Raw genomic sequence first — 15,082 nt, forward strand, 5'->3', positions numbered from 1 at the left:
CTAGCCAAAAAGCAGATTTTCTTTAGAATTTTACCTATTGGAGGTAGAATAAAGCCCGTTTGAAACAGGAGGAGAAACGGGAAAAATGGCGAATATTCAAAAAGATGTTATTGTCGTCGGTGGCGGCATGATCGGTGTGGCATGCACCTTCGGTTTTAAAGATATGAAAGTCTTAATTGAGATCATACGCTCTGCGCTTCGGCAGTAGGAAAATATCGCCAATGATAAGGTACTGGCGCGTTACCAACAAAAACGCAAAGTCGATAATTTGCTGATGCAATCAGGTATGGATCTGTTTTATAAGGCCTTTAAGGAAGAGATTTTGCCATTGAAGGTGTTACGTAATTTGGCGTTGGTAGCGGCAGATAAAACCCCGATATTGAAAAAACAGGCATTGCGTTACGCCTTGGGCTTATAATCTGCCGTTGATGAATACATTGAATAACTTATTGATTCGGCGAGTAATAAAGTTTACCGATTTCAATTTTTTGACGACCGGTTTGTTCGCGCCATTTATTACTATCACGCAAAGAATAAACGCAACCGCAATATTCTTGCTGATAAAAACGCTCACGTTTACTGATTTCAATCATCCGTTGTGAGCCACCTTCTTTACGCCAGTTATAATCCCAATAGATCACATCGTCATATTTTTCTGCCGCACGATGACCGCAACCGTTAATTTGCTCCATGTCTTTCCAACGCGAAATACCAAGGCAACTGGTGAACACCGGGAAACCGTGTTCATGTGCGTATTCAGCCGCTTTTTCAAAACGCATATCAAAACACATGGTACAACGAATGCCGCGCTCCGGCTCCCATTCCATGCCTTTAGCACGATCAAACCATTCTTGACGATCATAGTCGGCATCAATAAACGGGATACCAAATTTCTGTGCAAAACGAATATTTTCTTCTTTGCGAATCAAATATTCTTTTAACGGGTGGATATTCGGGTTGTAGAAATAAATCGTAAATTCAATACCGGATGCCAAAATGGCTTCCATCACCTCGCCCGAGCAAGGCGCGCAACAGGAATGCAAAAGAAGTTTATTGTGCCCTTCGGGCAATTCCAGTGTTTCACGGATAAAAGGTGCGTTCGGATCTTTGCGCGGTTTTTGTTTGCGCGTTTTATGTTGAAAACCGACCGCACTTTGAGATTGTTGTTCTGTCATGATTATTTAGCTTGAAGAATTTCGATACATTTATAAACAAATATTGTTGAACCTTTTGGATTATAAAGTGAAAACAAAAAAACTTTGGCGTATCGGCAGACTTTACTTCAAGTACAGCCTTTGTATTCGCCTTATTTGTATATTCCCACATCTGTGAATTATCGGTTCGAACGAGTTTTTCGTTGGGCGGTAGCAAACCGCTTTCCATGTGATGCTTATCAATTTGGTTGAAAAATGTCACCATTTTAGATGCGCCATTTGGTTCTGCGCAGGAAAAATCGGCTGATAAAACTGATTGGTTAAAAAAGCACAACAAACATGTTAGGAGTCGCTTTTTCATTAATATGCTCTATCCACGGATAAATACGCTAAGGAAATCAACGCTTGTTTATACTCACTTTCCGGCAGAATCTGAATCGCATCAACGGCTTTTTGTGCTTCTTGTTTAGCGCGATCCATCGCATAATCAAGGGATTTATGTTCTGCCATAATAGCTAACACCTCATCAATGGCCTCACGTTTCCCACCTTGTTCGATGGCTTCGCGAATTAACGCGGCTTGTTGTTCATTGCCGTGGTGCATCGCGTGTAATAAAGGAAGCGTCGGCTTACCTTCAGCTAAATCATCGCCCACATTTTTCCCTAAGGCCTTAACATTAGCGCTGTAATCTAACACATCATCCACTAACTGGAATGCTGTGCCGAGATAACGTCCATAACTTTGCAAGGCCTGTTCCTGCGCCTCATTGCTGCCGGCGATAATTGCTGCTGCCTGGGCCGCCACTTCAAATAAACGAGCGGTTTTGCTGTAAATCACCCGCATATAATTCTCTTCACTGGTTTGCGGATCATTAACGTTCATTAACTGTTGCACTTCGCCTTCTGCCAACACATTGGTGGCATCCGCCATAATGCGCAAAATTTTTAAGGATTCCAGCTGAGCAACCAATTGGAAGGCGCGGGTATAAATAAAATCCCCCACCAACACACTAGCCGCATTACCAAATTCCGCGTTCGCCGTAGCACGTCCGCGTCGCATATCGGACTCATCTACGACATCATCATGCAGTAAAGACGCGGTGTGAATAAATTCTACAAAGGTTGCGCAGGTAATCGCCTGCGGTCCTTCAAAGCCCAAGGCTCTTGCCGCCAACACGGCAATTAACGGACGAATGCGCTTACCACCGCCTTGCACGATATAAAAGCCTAATTGGTTAATTAAAACAACATCTGAGTTGAGTTGGGCTAAAATTGATTCGTTCACTTTTTGCATATCCGCGTGGCTTAGCGCTTGGATTGCATTCATATCCATTAAATTTGTTGTATTCATTTCATCTAATTTTGACTAACTGAGGCCGATTAGGTTAAACCGGGAACATTAAAGTGCGGTGGATTTTACCTGATTTTTTAGGCTTTCTGAAATCAATCCGCCGAAATTCCGAAATTTTTTATTTTCTTTCAAATAAACCCTTGCCATGGGGTAAATTTTTCCGTAGAATTTGCGCCCTATTTATATGAATTTTATGTGCGAAATGAAACAACATTAGAGCACAATTATAGCGGAGTATTTATGTACGCAGTTTTCCAAAGTGGCGGTAAACAACACCGAGTAAGCGAAGGTCAAGTAGTTCGTTTAGAGAAACTTGAACTTGCAACTGGCGCAACAGTTGAATTCGATTCAGTGTTGATGGTCGTTAATGGTGAAGATGTTAAAATCGGCGCACCGGTCGTTGCCGGCGCGAAAGTAGTGGCTGAAGTAGTTGCACAAGGTCGTGGCGATAAAGTTAAAATCGTTAAGTTCCGTCGTCGCAAACACAGCCGTAAACAACAAGGTCATCGTCAGTGGTTCACAGAAGTGAAAATCACTGGGATTCAAGCATAATTTCAGAGGAGATCAAGTAGATGGCAACTAAAAAAGCTGGTGGTTCAACTCGTAACGGTCGTGATTCTGAAGCTAAACGTCTTGGTGTAAAACGTTTCGGTGGTGAATCTGTATTAGCAGGCAGCATCATCGTTCGTCAACGTGGTACTAAATTCCACGCAGGCAACAATGTTGGAATGGGACGTGACCACACCTTATTCGCAACTGCCGATGGTAAAGTAAAATTTGAAGTGAAAGGCGAAAAAAATCGTAAATACGTAAGTATCGTAACTGAATAATTTTACTCACAGAATAAAAATAAAAAGCCCTGCAAAAGCAGGGTTTTTTTATAGGTAATTTTAATGAAACAACAGCCTGTCTTGGGTTTTCTCTTTGCATTAATCACCGCCATGGCATGGGGGTCTTTACCTGTTGCGTTGAAACAAGTGCTTTCCAGTATGAGCGTGCAAACCATCGTGTGGTATCGCTTCATCACTGCCAGCCTCGTCTTATTTATCTTGCTCGGATATAAAAACAAATTGCCGCAGATAGCCAAGCTCGGGTATTACGGCTGGTTGGTTGTCGTCGGCATTATTGGCTTAGCCGGTAACTTTTTCTTATTCAACAGCTCGCTTAATTACATCGAGCCTTCCGTTGCGCAAATTTTTATTCACGTGTCCTCTTTCGGAATGCTAATTTGTGGCATATTCGTTTTTAAAGAAAAGCTCGGCATGCATCAAAAAATCGGCTTATTTTTATTGCTTATCGGTTTAGGATTATTTTTCAACGATCGGTTAGATATTTTTACCGGGTTAAACGCCTATTCTACCGGTGTTCTGATCAGTATTAGCGCCTCTTTAGTTTGGGTAGCCTATGGCATGGCACAAAAATTAATGCTCCGTAAATTTAGCTCGCAGCAAATCCTGTTAATGATCTATTTGGGTTGCGCCCTTGTATTCACACCTTTTGCCGAATTTTCCCAAGTGGAAAATCTAACCCCATTTGCCCTAGGTTGCTTTATTTATTGTTGCCTAAACACGCTTTTCGGCTATGGTGCCTATGCGGAAGCCCTAAACCGATGGGATGTGTCGAAAGTGAGCGTGGTTATCACCTTAGTGCCGTTATTTACCATTTTATTTGCTCATATCGCTCACTACATCGACCCGACAGATTTTACCGCACCGGAACTAAATACTATTAGCTATATCGGTGCGTTTATTGTAGTATGCGGAGCAATTTTATCCGCCATCGGGCACACGTTATTCTCTGCCCGCCAATAAGTGCGGTGATAATTTTCAGTATTTTGGAGAAGTTGAATGAAATTTATTGATGAAGCTTTGATTCGCGTCGAAGCAGGTGACGGGGGCAATGGTTGTACCAGTTTCCGTCGTGAAAAATATATTCCGAAAGGCGGACCGGACGGTGGCGATGGTGGTGATGGCGGCGATGTTTATTTAATCGCTGATGAAAACCTAAATACGTTAATTGACTACCGTTTTGAAAAACGTTATGCCGCCGAACGCGGGGAAAACGGACGTAGCGCTAATTGCACCGGACACCGCGGCAAAGACATCACATTACGCGTGCCGGTAGGCACCCGCGCTATTGATAACGACACCCAAGAAGTCATTGGTGATTTAACCCAAAACGGTATGAAATTATTGGTGGCCAAAGGCGGTTATCACGGGCTCGGCAACACCCGCTTTAAATCCTCCGTCAACCGTGCTCCACGCCAAAAAACCATGGGCACGGAAGGAGAAAAACGCGATTTATTGTTAGAGCTTATGTTGCTTGCCGATGTGGGCATGTTGGGTTTACCCAATGCCGGTAAATCTACGTTTATCCGTGCTGTTTCCGCTGCCAAACCGAAAGTCGCAGATTACCCGTTCACCACTTTGGTGCCAAGTTTAGGCGTAGTGAAAGTGGATGACAATCGCAGTTTTGTGGTAGCCGATATTCCGGGCTTAATTGAAGGTGCCTCCGAAGGTGCGGGATTAGGCATTCGCTTCCTAAAACATCTAGAACGTTGCCGCGTATTAATTCACTTGGTAGATATTCACCCTATCGATGAATCCGATCCGGCAGATAATGTGGCGATTATTGAATCAGAATTGTTTCAATACAGCGAATTCTTGGCAGAGAAGCCACGCTGGTTAGTGTTTAATAAAATCGACACAATGAGCGATGAAGAAGCCCATGAACGTGCCGAAGCTATCGCCGAACGCCTTGGCTGGACGGAGAATTATTATTTAATTTCTGCCGCCACAGGCAAAAACGTGTCGCAGCTTTGCCGTGATATTATGGACTTCTTGGAAGCCAACCCACGTGAGACCGAAGCGGTTCCGGTTGAAAACGAAGAAGTGAAATTCAAATGGGAAGAATATCATCAGGAGCAATTGGAAAATGCCGATTTTGACGATGAAGACGATGATTGGGATGACTGGTCAGAAGAAGATGAAGAAGACGTAGAAATTATCTATAAGCCTTAACCTTCCCTAGAAATAAAAAAGTGCGGTCGAAATTCTCTGTGAATTTTAACCGCACTTTTTTTGGCGTTAAGCCCTATCCACGCGCTGCGTTTTTCATAATACGATCTTTCGCCACTTTCCATTCCCGCTCTTTAATATCGTCACGTTTATCATGTTGTTTTTTCCCTTTCGCCAAACCGATTTTCACTTTTGCCCATGCGCCTTTCCAATAAAGCGAAAGGGCAACCAATGTGAACCCGTCACGGTTTGCTTTGCCGAATAAAGAATCCAATTCGCGCTGTTTTAATAACAGTTTACGGGTACGGGTCGGATCGCAGACCACATGCGTAGAGGCGACACTCAATGGCTGTACTGTAGCGCCAAAGAGGAAAGCCTCCCCGTTTTTGAAAATAACATAACTGTCACTAATATTGGCCTTGCCCGCACGCATGGATTTCACTTCCCAACCTTGCAATTCAAGGCCAGCTTCGATTTCGTCTTCAATAAAATAGTCATGGCGGGCGCGTTTGTTCAATGCGATGGTGTTAGACGCCACTTTTGCTTTTTTCTTCGTCATAATCTGTTTGATATTTAAAATAAATTGGCGCTCATTCTACCGAATCCGCTCAAAGATAGCAAAACGCATCAGATTACTATAACATAACCGAAATGCTTACCCTCCTATAAATTCAGGCTAACAAAATGAAATATAAAGATTTACGCGATTTTCTCGCCCTTTTGGAAAGCAAAGGCGAGCTTAAACGCATTTCCCAAGAAATCGACCCTTATTTAGAAATGACCGAAATTTCCGACCGCACTTTACGCGCCGGTGGCCCTGCCCTGCTATTTGAGAATCCGAAAGGCTTTGATATTCCGGTGCTGTGCAATTTATTCGGTACCCCGAAACGGGTCGCGTTAGGTATGGGGCAAGAAGAGGTAACTGCGTTACGTGAAGTCGGAAAATTATTGGCGTTTTTAAAAGAACCCGAACCGCCGAAAGGCTTTAAAGAATTATGGCAAACATTGCCACAATATAAACAGGTGTTGAATATGCCAACCAAGGTTCTAAGCAAGGCGGATTGCCAGCAAATTCTGTTAAGCGGCGATGAAGTGGATTTATATCAATTACCGATTATGCAATGTTGGAAAGACGATGTTGCGCCGTTAATCACCTGGGGGCTAACCATCACGAAAGGGCCAAATAAAAAACGCCAAAATTTAGGCATTTACCGACAACAGTTAATTGGCAAAAATAAATTGATTATGCGTTGGCTTTCTCATCGTGGCGGTGCATTAGATTTTCAGGAATGGCAGCAAGCTCATCCGAATGAGCCATTTCCGGTTTCCGTGGCATTGGGGGCAGATCCTGCAACCATTTTAGCAGCAGTAACACCGGTGCCGGACAGTTTATCGGAGTATGCCTTCGCAGGCTTATTGCGTGGCACGAAAACAGAAGTGGTGAAATCGATCAGCAACGAATTAGAAGTGCCTGCCGGTGCGGAAATCGTCTTGGAGGGCTATATTGATCCAAAAGAGACCGCACTTGAAGGCCCTTATGGCGATCACACGGGCTACTACAACGAACAGGAATATTTCCCTGTATTCACCGTCACCCATATCACCATGCGCCATAAGCCGATTTACCATTCTACATACACAGGTCGTCCGCCTGATGAACCGGCAGTGCTGGGAGAAGCGTTAAATGAAGTGTTTATCCCGATTCTACAAAAGCAATTTCCTGAAATCGTCGATTTCTATTTACCGCCGGAAGGCTGTTCTTACCGCCTAGCAGTGGTTTCCATGAAAAAACAATATGCCGGCCATGCCAAGCGGGTGATGATGGGAGTTTGGTCATTTTTACGGCAGTTTATGTACACCAAATTTGTCATCGTATGTGATGACGACATTAATATCCGCGATTGGAAAGATGTAATTTGGGCGATGACGACTCGTTGTGATCCTGCCCGCGACACCACAATGATTGAACATACACCAATTGATTATTTAGATTTTGCCTCCCCAATTGCAGGGCTTGGTTCCAAAATGGGCATTGATGCCACCAACAAGTGGATAGGTGAAACTACGCGGGAATGGGGAACGCCGATCAAAAAAGATCCCGAGGTAATAAAACGCATTGACGATATTTGGCAGAGCTTGGATATTCTTTAAGATTATTTCATTTTCTGTGATTTCTACTTAATTTTTTAATAAAAAATGAATAAAGCGACATTTTCTATTAATTAACCTTTACAAACTTATTTTTTTGCGATAAACAATTTTTCTAGAGACAAACAACTGTTGATTGCTAATAACAAGGAGACTCAAATGCAACATAAACTACTTCTCTCAGCTCTCGCTATTGCATTATCCGGTAGCGTTTATGCCGCCAAAGTGCCTGAAGGAACACAGTTGGCCGAGACACAAAATATTATGCTTAATAATGGCTCCGAACCACAAAGTTTTGACCCTCATAAAACCGAAGGTGTACCAGAATCTGAAGTGGCTTATCAATTATTTGAAGGGTTAGTCAGCATGGATTCGGATGGGAATTTAATTCCCGGTGTAGCTGAAAGCTGGGAAAATACACCGGACTACAAAACCTGGACGTTCCATTTACGTAAAGATGCTAAATGGTCAAATGGTGATCCTGTTACTGCCCATGATTTTGTATTCTCATGGCGTCGTTTAGTAACCCCGGCAACCGCCTCACCTTATGCTAGTTTTTTAGATTATTTACAAGTACAAAATGCCCAAGACATTATTGACGGCAAGAAAAAACCTGAAGAACTCGGCGTTGAAGCCAAAGATGACTACACCTTTGTAGTGCACACCGACAATCCTGTACCTTATGCTGTCGGGTTAACCACTCACCAATCTTTACTACCATTGCCACAAAAAATTGTAGAAAAATTTGGTGATGCTTGGGTGAAAAAAGACAATATTGTGGGCAATGGCGCGTATAAATTAAAAAATCATGTAATTAATGAGAAAATTGAATTTGAACGTAACCCGCTTTATTGGAATGATAAAGAAACCGTGGTTAATTCAGCAACATTTTTAGCGATTGAAAACGCAAGCACTGACGTAGCACGTTACCGTGCGGGAGATTTGGATATTACCAATTACGCCCTACCGCCTGAACAGTTTGCCAAGTTGAAAAAAGAATTACCAGACGAAGTGTTTACTACCAGAACTTTGGCCACTTATTCTTATGAAATCAATCACACTAAAGCGCCATTTTATGATGTTCGGGTCAGAAAAGCGTTGAACTTGGCATTGGATCGTAATGTTATCACCGACAAAGTGCTTGCCCAAGGTCAAACACCAACCTATGTGTTTACTCCAACCTACATTGCGGAGGGTGAATTGATTCAACAACCGGCCTATTCCAAAGAACCAATGGCAAAACGAAATGAAGAAGCCATCAAATTGTTAGAAGAAGCAGGCTTCAGCAAAGCCAATCCGTTGAAATTCACTATTCTTTATAACACCAATGAAAACCACAAAAAAGTTGCTATTGCAGCAGCCTCCATGTGGAAAGCTAATACTAAAGGCTTGGTGGACGTAAAACTGGAAAACCAAGAATGGAAAACCTACATCGATAACCGTCGCGGACAACGCTACGATGTAGCCCGCGCAGGTTGGAATGCGGACTATAACCAAGCGACTACGTTCGGTAACTATTTCTTGTCTAACTCTAGCAATAACACGGCAAAATACAAAAATCCGGAATACGATAAAGCTATCGAAGCATCTTACCTTGCCGGAGATGCAAAAGGACGTGCTGAGGCCTATGCCAAAGCGGAAGAAATCTTAGCGAATGATTTTGCTATCGTGCCGATTTTTAACTATGTCAATCCACGTTTAGTGAAACCTTATGTAAAAGGTTATTCAGGCAAAGATCCGCAAGATCACATCTTATTACGTAACCTTTATATTATTAAACACTAACCTTGTGTTAGCTCTTTTTAGAGCGGCTCAAAAAACGCTAAAAATTTTGACCGCTCTTTTTTCCCTGTTTTAGGTCTGTTGGGGCAGTTATGTTCAAGTTTATCCTTAAACGGGTGTTGGAAGCCTTGCCAACCCTGTTTATTTTAATCACCTTTTCGTTCTTTCTAATGCGATTGGCGCCGGGTAGTCCGTTCACTTCGGAACGCGCTTATCCGCCTGAAGTTATGGCCAATATAGAAGCCAAATATCACCTAAATGAACCCTTACATAAACAATACATCCTATATTTAAAAAATCTGGCTCAAGGAGATTTTGGTCCGTCTTTTAAATATAAAGATCAATCAGTGAATGATTTGATCGCCTCTGCTTTTCCTGTTTCGTTTAAATTAGGGATGACCGCCTTTGCTTTTGCCGTGCTTATCGGCATATTAGCCGGTAGCTTGGCCGCGCTAAACCAAAATAGTCGATGGGATTACATTCTCATGAGCTTTTCCATGATCGGCGTAGTAATGCCAAGTTTCGTGTTTGCTCCATTATTGGTCTTGCTATTCGCCATAACCCTAGGCTGGTTGCCTGCGGGTGGATGGAACGGTGGCGCCGCCCTGTATATGATTTTGCCCGTAGCCTCGCTAACGATTGGCTATGTGGCAGGCATTGCACGGATTATGCGAGGTTCTATGATTGAAGTGCTGCATTCTAATTTTATCCGCACCGCTAAAGCCAAAGGGCTATCTACCGCCCGCATTATTTTAAAACACGCATTACGCCCTGCTCTGTTGCCGGTTATTACCTATTTAGGCCCCGCGTTTGTCGGCATCATTACCGGTTCTATGGTCATTGAAAGTGTATTCGGTTTGCCCGGCATGGGCCAATTATTCGTCAATGGCGCGTTAAACCGTGACTATTCTTTGGTGTTAAGCCTGACCATTTTAGTCGGCACATTAACGATTTTATTTAACGCTATCGTCGATATTCTATATGCGGTGATTGATCCGAAAATTTGTTACTAAGGATGCAGTATGACAACAATTAAACGTAGTAAACCGATCAATCAAAAAAATGCGGATTTTATGGAACAGGTTGCCGATCGTATGGAAGATATGCAACTGGAAGGTCGTAGCTTATGGCAAGATGCTAAACGCCGTTTTTTCCGCAATAAAGCGGCGGTTGCCAGTTTGGTGATTTTATTTCTCATCTTATTATTTATTTCGTTCGCACCGTTATTCTTCCCTTTTACTTACGAAGATACGGATTGGAATATGATGAGCACCGCCCCAACGTTGGAAGGATACCATTTCTTTGGCACAGACGCCTCAGGTCGTGATTTATTGGTACGCACCGCTATTGGCGGCCGTATTTCGTTAATGGTGGGTATTGCCGGCGCATTGATTTCCGTGTGTATCGGTACAATTTACGGCGCCATTTCCGGCTATTTCGGTGGCAAAATCGATATGGTAATGATGCGTTTTCTGGAAATTTTAAGTTCATTCCCGTTCATGTTTTTCGTTATCTTATTAGTAACGTTATTCGGACAAAATATTCTCCTGATTTTCGTCGCTATCGGTGCTATTGCCTGGCTTGGTCTTGCACGTATTGTGCGCGGGCAAACCCTCAGTCTAAAAAATAAAGAATTCGTGGAAGCCGCGATCGTTTGCGGTGTGCCACGTCGGCAAATTATCTTCAAACATATTATTCTGAATGTATTGGGACTGGTGGCGGTATATGCTTCACTGGAAGTGCCCGGATTTATTCTGTTTGAATCGTTCCTAAGTTTCTTAGGTCTAGGCACGCAAGAACCGATGAGTAGTTGGGGCGCTTTATTAAGCGACGGTGCGGCACAAATGGAAGTCTCACCTTGGTTGCTAATTTTTCCGGCATTCTTTTTATGTTTAACATTATTTTGTTTTAACTTTATCGGCGACGGGCTACGCGATGCTCTTGACCCGAAAGACCGATAGGATCTGTTCATGACAAACTCAACCCACTTATTGGATGTGCAAAATTTGCATGTCAGTTTTAAAACACCAGACGGCATTGTCACGGCAGTAAACGATCTAAACTTCACCCTAGACGCAGGCCACACGCTAGGTATCGTAGGAGAATCCGGTTCGGGGAAATCTCAAACGGCATTCGCCTTAATGGGCTTGTTAGCAGCAAATGGAATTGTTTCCGGCTCAGCCTTGTTTGACGGTATTCAATTAGTCAATTTACCGACGACCAAACTGAATAAAATCCGTGCGGAAAAAATTTCTATGATTTTCCAAGACCCGATGACATCGTTAAATCCTTACATGAAAATCGGCGAACAGCTCATGGAAGTGTTAATGTTGCATAAAGGTTATGACAAACAAACTGCCTTTAATGAATCGGTAAAAATGCTCGATGCGGTAAAAATGCCCGAAGCGAAAAAGCGCATGGGCATGTATCCGCACGAGTTTTCCGGTGGCATGCGCCAACGGGTGATGATTGCCATGGCCTTGTTATGTCGTCCGAAATTATTAATCGCCGATGAACCGACTACCGCCTTGGACGTCACCGTGCAAGCGCAGATTATGACCTTATTAAATGAACTGAAACATGAATTTAATACGGCGATTATTATGATTACCCACGATCTCGGCGTAGTTGCCGGCATTTGTGATCATGTTTTGGTGATGTATGCAGGACGTACGATGGAATACGGCAACGCGGAACAAATTTTCTATCACCCTACCCATCCGTATTCTATCGGCTTGATGGACGCCATTCCGCGCCTCGATGTTGATGAAGAACATTTGGTGACCATTCCCGGCAATCCACCGAATTTATTACATTTGCCACAAGGTTGTCCGTTCTCACCACGTTGTCAATTTGCATCCGACCAATGCCAAAAAACACCGCCAAAACTCACCGCACTTTCCGATGGACATTTGCGTAACTGCTGGCTCGCACCGGAGGAATTGTCAATATGAACAATAAATTAGAAAAAAAATTACTGCTAGAAGTAAAAAATCTCGGCGTGAACTTCAAAATTAAGAACGATAAATCCTTATTTTTTGCCAAACCGCAAACGCTAAAAGCAGTGAAGGACGTGTCCTTTAAACTTTATGAGGGAGAAACACTTGGTGTAGTGGGCGAATCAGGCTGTGGTAAATCAACGCTTGCGCGCGCCATTATCGGCTTAGTAGAAGCCTCAGAGGGCGAAATTGTGTGGCTTGGTAAAGATTTACGGAAGCAATCGCAAAAACAGTGGCGCCACACCCGTAAAGATATTCAGATGATTTTCCAAGATCCCTTGGCTTCATTAAATCCACGCATGAATATCGGTGAGATTATCGCCGAGCCGCTAAAAATTTATCAACCGCATTTGACTACAGCACAAGTCAAAGAAAAAGTGCAGGCGATGATGTTAAAAGTCGGTTTATTGCCAAACTTGATTAACCGCTATCCGCACGAGTTTTCCGGAGGACAATGTCAACGTATCGGCATTGCACGTGCTTTAATCATTGAACCGAAAATGATTATTTGCGATGAACCGGTATCTGCGTTGGATGTGTCAATTCAGGCACAGGTAGTGAATTTATTAAAATCGTTACAAAAAGAAATGGGCTTGTCGTTGATTTTTATTGCCCACGATTTGGCTATCGTAAAACACATTTCCGACCGCGTATTGGTGATGTATCTTGGCAACGCTGTAGAGCTTGGCACTGATGAGGAAGTGTATAAAGATACTAAACATCCTTATACCAAAGCCCTCATGTCCGCCGTACCGATTCCCGATCCTAAATTGGAACGCAATAAGTCCATCCAGCTACTGGAAGGTGAGTTGCCTTCACCGATTAATCCGCCATCAGGCTGTGTGTTTCGCACCCGTTGCGTGCTTGCCGATGAGTGTTGTGCCCAACAGAAACCGGCATTTAATAGCGAGAATAACAGCCATTTTGTAGCCTGTTTGAAAGTGACATAAAACTAAAGTGCGGTCAATTTTTAAAGTAAATTTCGATCGCACTTTAAGTTTCAAGAAATAAAAAATCAGCGCCGAAACGCTGATTTTTTTATTTATTCCAAATCACCACAGAAGCGATAGCCTTCGCCGTGAATAGTCGCAATAATTTCCGGCGTATCATGATGATCCTCAAAATGTTTCCGAATGCGACGAATAGTCACATCCACAGTACGATCTTGCGGTTTCAGTTCACGACCGGTCATTTTCTTCAATAACTCTTCACGGCTTTGAATTTTGCCCGGATTTTCGCAGAAATGTAACATAGCACGAAATTCACTACGCGGTAGCTTGCGTTCTTCGCCTTCCGGCGTAATCAATGTACGACTGTTTAAATCCAATATCCAACCGTTAAATTTATATTGCTCTACATGCTGCGCGCGTTGGTTTTCCTGCATGGTGCGTTGTAGCAAGTTGCGTGCACGGATAGTTAATTCACGAGGGTTGAATGGCTTGGTGATGTAATCATCAGCCCCGATTTCCAATCCGAGGATTTTATCAACTTCATTATCGCGGCCTGTCAGGAACATTAATGCAATGTCGGCATTTTCACGTAATTCACGGGCTAACATTAAACCGTTTTTTCCCGGTAGGTTAATATCCATGATCACCAAATGAATCGTTTGCGTATCCAAGATTTTGTGCATTTGAGAACCATCGGAGGCCTCAAATACATCATATCCTTCTGCTTCAAAAATGCTTTTTAACGTGTTTCTAGTGATAGTTTCGTCTTCAACAATTAAAATTTGTGGTGTTTGCATTGGCAAATCCTTAATTTTCTTAGTTATTGCTTTACCATAAGGCCGTGAGATTTTTAATAAGTTCCATTTTATAGTTGCAACATTATTGTAACAATAAAAAATACAACATTATAGGTATTAGCGCTTGATTTTATGATCTAGGTCATAAAATTAGCCAGGTTTAAGTGGCTTTTTACAAAATAAAAAATCCTCCTATGGTCTGAGTACCTTCGGAGGATAAATTGAGCAACCGCTCAAAATTTACACACAAAACAATAATATTATTTTAACGTTTCTTTTTACCGCCTTGACGGGCTTTAAAACGAGGATTTTCTTTACAAATCACATATACAACGCCATGGCGACGCACGACTTTACAACCAGGATGACGCGTTTTGGCACTTTTTAATGAAGATAACACTTGCATTTTCGCTTCCTTATTTTAATTTTAACGAACCGAATTTTCCGTAACGAGACGCGAATTCGCTCGCACGGCCCTCGCTGGCAATTTGTCTTGTTTTACCGGTATAAAATGGATGCGACGCAGAAGATGTATCGCACATAAATACTGGGTATTCGTTGCCATCTTCCCATTTCATGGTATTAGTAGTTCGGGCACAAGAACGAATCAAAAAGCCTTGCTTGGCGTTAGAATCATAAAAAAGCACGGTTCGATAATTTTCAGGGTGAATACCTTTTTTCATTTGTTTACAACCTTATTTTTTAGTGAAAAATAACAATGCGCGCTATCCTACACTAAAAATATTTTTCACGCAAACTTATTTTCAATAGAAAAATAAGACCCCTATTTTTTATCCATTAAAGTAAAAAACAAAGAAAAAACGTACTGCCAATTAATAGACTTGAGACAACTTAATTCTTGTAAAAAAACGAGAGAATTTCTGA

Annotated in this window: 18 protein-coding genes; 12 read left to right on the forward strand and 6 right to left on the reverse strand. The window is 42.5% G+C overall.

Annotated features, from left to right (window positions below; all coding sequences use genetic code 11):
• The first annotated feature begins 85 nt into the window (after positions 1–85).
• Positions 86–208 (forward strand): hypothetical protein, encoded by a 123-nt coding sequence (locus EL144_RS11780; protein ID WP_005701171.1) that lies wholly within the window; start codon positions 86–88, stop codon positions 206–208.
• A gap of 78 nt (positions 209–286) precedes the next feature.
• On the forward strand, positions 287–418 hold the full coding sequence (locus tag EL144_RS11785; RefSeq protein WP_111297338.1) for a 2-octaprenyl-3-methyl-6-methoxy-1,4-benzoquinol hydroxylase: 132 nt from the start codon (positions 287–289) through the stop codon (positions 416–418).
• A gap of 28 nt (positions 419–446) precedes the next feature.
• Here EL144_RS11785 and EL144_RS10490 read toward each other — a convergent pair whose 3' ends face one another.
• Both EL144_RS10490 and ispB read right to left on the reverse strand, forming a co-directional pair.
• On the reverse strand, positions 447–1,175 hold the full coding sequence (locus tag EL144_RS10490; RefSeq protein WP_005703774.1) for an epoxyqueuosine reductase QueH: 729 nt from the start codon (positions 1,173–1,175) through the stop codon (positions 447–449).
• Between the two features lie 339 nt (positions 1,176–1,514).
• Positions 1,515–2,486, reverse strand: a complete 972-nt coding sequence (gene ispB / locus EL144_RS10500) for an octaprenyl diphosphate synthase (protein ID WP_005701174.1) — start codon at positions 2,484–2,486, stop codon at positions 1,515–1,517.
• A 258-nt stretch (positions 2,487–2,744) separates the two neighbouring features.
• On the opposite strand from ispB, the gene rplU reads away from it, so the two are divergent.
• The 4 genes from rplU (at position 2,745) to cgtA (ending at position 5,524) form a co-directional block, all read left to right on the forward strand.
• A complete protein-coding gene (gene rplU / locus EL144_RS10505) occupies positions 2,745–3,056 on the forward strand; it encodes a 50S ribosomal protein L21 (protein WP_005695431.1) in 312 nt (103 codons plus the stop codon).
• A 20-nt stretch (positions 3,057–3,076) separates the two neighbouring features.
• Positions 3,077–3,334 carry a 50S ribosomal protein L27 gene (gene rpmA / locus EL144_RS10510; RefSeq protein WP_005701175.1) on the forward strand — a complete coding sequence of 86 codons (258 nt, stop codon included), beginning with the start codon at positions 3,077–3,079 and terminating at the stop codon, positions 3,332–3,334.
• Positions 3,335–3,397: 63 nt separating this feature from the next.
• Positions 3,398–4,315, forward strand: a complete 918-nt coding sequence (locus EL144_RS10515) for a DMT family transporter (protein ID WP_005703771.1) — start codon at positions 3,398–3,400, stop codon at positions 4,313–4,315.
• Positions 4,316–4,351: 36 nt separating this feature from the next.
• The gene (cgtA, locus tag EL144_RS10520; RefSeq protein WP_005703770.1) at positions 4,352–5,524 is read left to right on the forward strand and encodes an Obg family GTPase CgtA; all 1,173 of its coding nucleotides are present in this window, start codon (positions 4,352–4,354) and stop codon (positions 5,522–5,524) included.
• A 73-nt stretch (positions 5,525–5,597) separates the two neighbouring features.
• Here cgtA and smpB read toward each other — a convergent pair whose 3' ends face one another.
• Positions 5,598–6,080, reverse strand: a complete 483-nt coding sequence (gene smpB, locus EL144_RS10525) for an SsrA-binding protein SmpB (protein ID WP_005703769.1) — start codon at positions 6,078–6,080, stop codon at positions 5,598–5,600.
• Between the two features lie 125 nt (positions 6,081–6,205).
• Here smpB and ubiD point away from each other — a divergent pair, with 125 nt between their 5' ends.
• The 6 genes from ubiD (at position 6,206) to oppF (ending at position 13,400) form a co-directional block, all read left to right on the forward strand.
• On the forward strand, positions 6,206–7,672 hold the full coding sequence (gene ubiD, locus EL144_RS10530; protein WP_005703768.1) for a 4-hydroxy-3-polyprenylbenzoate decarboxylase: 1,467 nt from the start codon (positions 6,206–6,208) through the stop codon (positions 7,670–7,672).
• A 156-nt stretch (positions 7,673–7,828) separates the two neighbouring features.
• Positions 7,829–9,454, forward strand: a complete 1,626-nt coding sequence (locus EL144_RS10535) for an ABC transporter substrate-binding protein (protein WP_005703767.1) — start codon at positions 7,829–7,831, stop codon at positions 9,452–9,454.
• A gap of 89 nt (positions 9,455–9,543) precedes the next feature.
• Positions 9,544–10,464 carry an oligopeptide ABC transporter permease OppB gene (oppB, locus tag EL144_RS10540; RefSeq protein ID WP_005703766.1) on the forward strand — a complete coding sequence of 307 codons (921 nt, stop codon included), beginning with the start codon at positions 9,544–9,546 and terminating at the stop codon, positions 10,462–10,464.
• A gap of 9 nt (positions 10,465–10,473) precedes the next feature.
• Positions 10,474–11,412, forward strand: a complete 939-nt coding sequence (oppC, locus tag EL144_RS10545) for an oligopeptide ABC transporter permease OppC (protein WP_005703765.1) — start codon at positions 10,474–10,476, stop codon at positions 11,410–11,412.
• A 9-nt stretch (positions 11,413–11,421) separates the two neighbouring features.
• Positions 11,422–12,405, forward strand: coding sequence for an ABC transporter ATP-binding protein (oppD, locus tag EL144_RS10550; RefSeq protein WP_005703764.1), 984 nt, complete (start codon positions 11,422–11,424; stop codon positions 12,403–12,405).
• Positions 12,402–13,400 carry a murein tripeptide/oligopeptide ABC transporter ATP binding protein OppF gene (oppF, locus tag EL144_RS10555; RefSeq protein WP_005701186.1) on the forward strand — a complete coding sequence of 333 codons (999 nt, stop codon included), beginning with the start codon at positions 12,402–12,404 and terminating at the stop codon, positions 13,398–13,400. The genes oppD and oppF overlap by 4 nt, the downstream gene beginning before the upstream one ends.
• 92 nt (positions 13,401–13,492) lie before the next feature.
• Here the strand turns inward: oppF and arcA are convergent, their stop codons facing one another.
• From arcA to EL144_RS10570, 3 genes are all read right to left on the reverse strand, one after another.
• Positions 13,493–14,197, reverse strand: a complete 705-nt coding sequence (gene arcA / locus EL144_RS10560) for a two-component system response regulator ArcA (protein ID WP_005701187.1) — start codon at positions 14,195–14,197, stop codon at positions 13,493–13,495.
• Positions 14,198–14,462: 265 nt separating this feature from the next.
• On the reverse strand, positions 14,463–14,603 hold the full coding sequence (gene ykgO / locus EL144_RS10565; RefSeq protein WP_005550410.1) for a type B 50S ribosomal protein L36: 141 nt from the start codon (positions 14,601–14,603) through the stop codon (positions 14,463–14,465).
• A 10-nt stretch (positions 14,604–14,613) separates the two neighbouring features.
• The gene (locus EL144_RS10570) at positions 14,614–14,880 is read right to left on the reverse strand and encodes a type B 50S ribosomal protein L31 (RefSeq protein ID WP_005701188.1); all 267 of its coding nucleotides are present in this window, start codon (positions 14,878–14,880) and stop codon (positions 14,614–14,616) included.
• Positions 14,881–15,082 lie beyond the last annotated feature (202 nt).

This window comes from Aggregatibacter aphrophilus ATCC 33389 (genome assembly GCF_900636915.1).
In the GTDB taxonomy this organism is placed as follows: Bacteria; Pseudomonadota; Gammaproteobacteria; order Enterobacterales; family Pasteurellaceae; genus Aggregatibacter; species Aggregatibacter aphrophilus.

Excerpts from the sequence above, each read along its gene's own strand:
- oppF (WP_005701186.1), top strand. The coding sequence starts at position 12,402 with ATGAACAATAAATTAGAAAAAAAATTACTGCTAGAAGTAAAAAATCTC.
- EL144_RS10570 (WP_005701188.1), bottom strand. The coding sequence starts at position 14,880 with ATGAAAAAAGGTATTCACCCTGAAAATTATCGAACCGTGCTTTTTTAT.
- cgtA (WP_005703770.1), top strand. The coding sequence starts at position 4,352 with ATGAAATTTATTGATGAAGCTTTGATTCGCGTCGAAGCAGGTGACGGG.
- ykgO (WP_005550410.1), bottom strand. The coding sequence starts at position 14,603 with ATGCAAGTGTTATCTTCATTAAAAAGTGCCAAAACGCGTCATCCTGGT.
- EL144_RS10490 (WP_005703774.1), bottom strand. The coding sequence starts at position 1,175 with ATGACAGAACAACAATCTCAAAGTGCGGTCGGTTTTCAACATAAAACG.
- EL144_RS10535 (WP_005703767.1), top strand. The coding sequence starts at position 7,829 with ATGCAACATAAACTACTTCTCTCAGCTCTCGCTATTGCATTATCCGGT.
- rplU (WP_005695431.1), top strand. The coding sequence starts at position 2,745 with ATGTACGCAGTTTTCCAAAGTGGCGGTAAACAACACCGAGTAAGCGAA.
- smpB (WP_005703769.1), bottom strand. The coding sequence starts at position 6,080 with ATGACGAAGAAAAAAGCAAAAGTGGCGTCTAACACCATCGCATTGAAC.
- oppB (WP_005703766.1), top strand. The coding sequence starts at position 9,544 with ATGTTCAAGTTTATCCTTAAACGGGTGTTGGAAGCCTTGCCAACCCTG.
- arcA (WP_005701187.1), bottom strand. The coding sequence starts at position 14,197 with ATGCAAACACCACAAATTTTAATTGTTGAAGACGAAACTATCACTAGA.
- EL144_RS10515 (WP_005703771.1), top strand. The coding sequence starts at position 3,398 with ATGAAACAACAGCCTGTCTTGGGTTTTCTCTTTGCATTAATCACCGCC.
- EL144_RS11780 (WP_005701171.1), top strand. The coding sequence starts at position 86 with ATGGCGAATATTCAAAAAGATGTTATTGTCGTCGGTGGCGGCATGATC.
- ispB (WP_005701174.1), bottom strand. The coding sequence starts at position 2,486 with ATGGATATGAATGCAATCCAAGCGCTAAGCCACGCGGATATGCAAAAA.
- EL144_RS11785 (WP_111297338.1), top strand. The coding sequence starts at position 287 with ATGGATCTGTTTTATAAGGCCTTTAAGGAAGAGATTTTGCCATTGAAG.
- ubiD (WP_005703768.1), top strand. The coding sequence starts at position 6,206 with ATGAAATATAAAGATTTACGCGATTTTCTCGCCCTTTTGGAAAGCAAA.
- oppC (WP_005703765.1), top strand. The coding sequence starts at position 10,474 with ATGACAACAATTAAACGTAGTAAACCGATCAATCAAAAAAATGCGGAT.
- oppD (WP_005703764.1), top strand. The coding sequence starts at position 11,422 with ATGACAAACTCAACCCACTTATTGGATGTGCAAAATTTGCATGTCAGT.
- rpmA (WP_005701175.1), top strand. The coding sequence starts at position 3,077 with ATGGCAACTAAAAAAGCTGGTGGTTCAACTCGTAACGGTCGTGATTCT.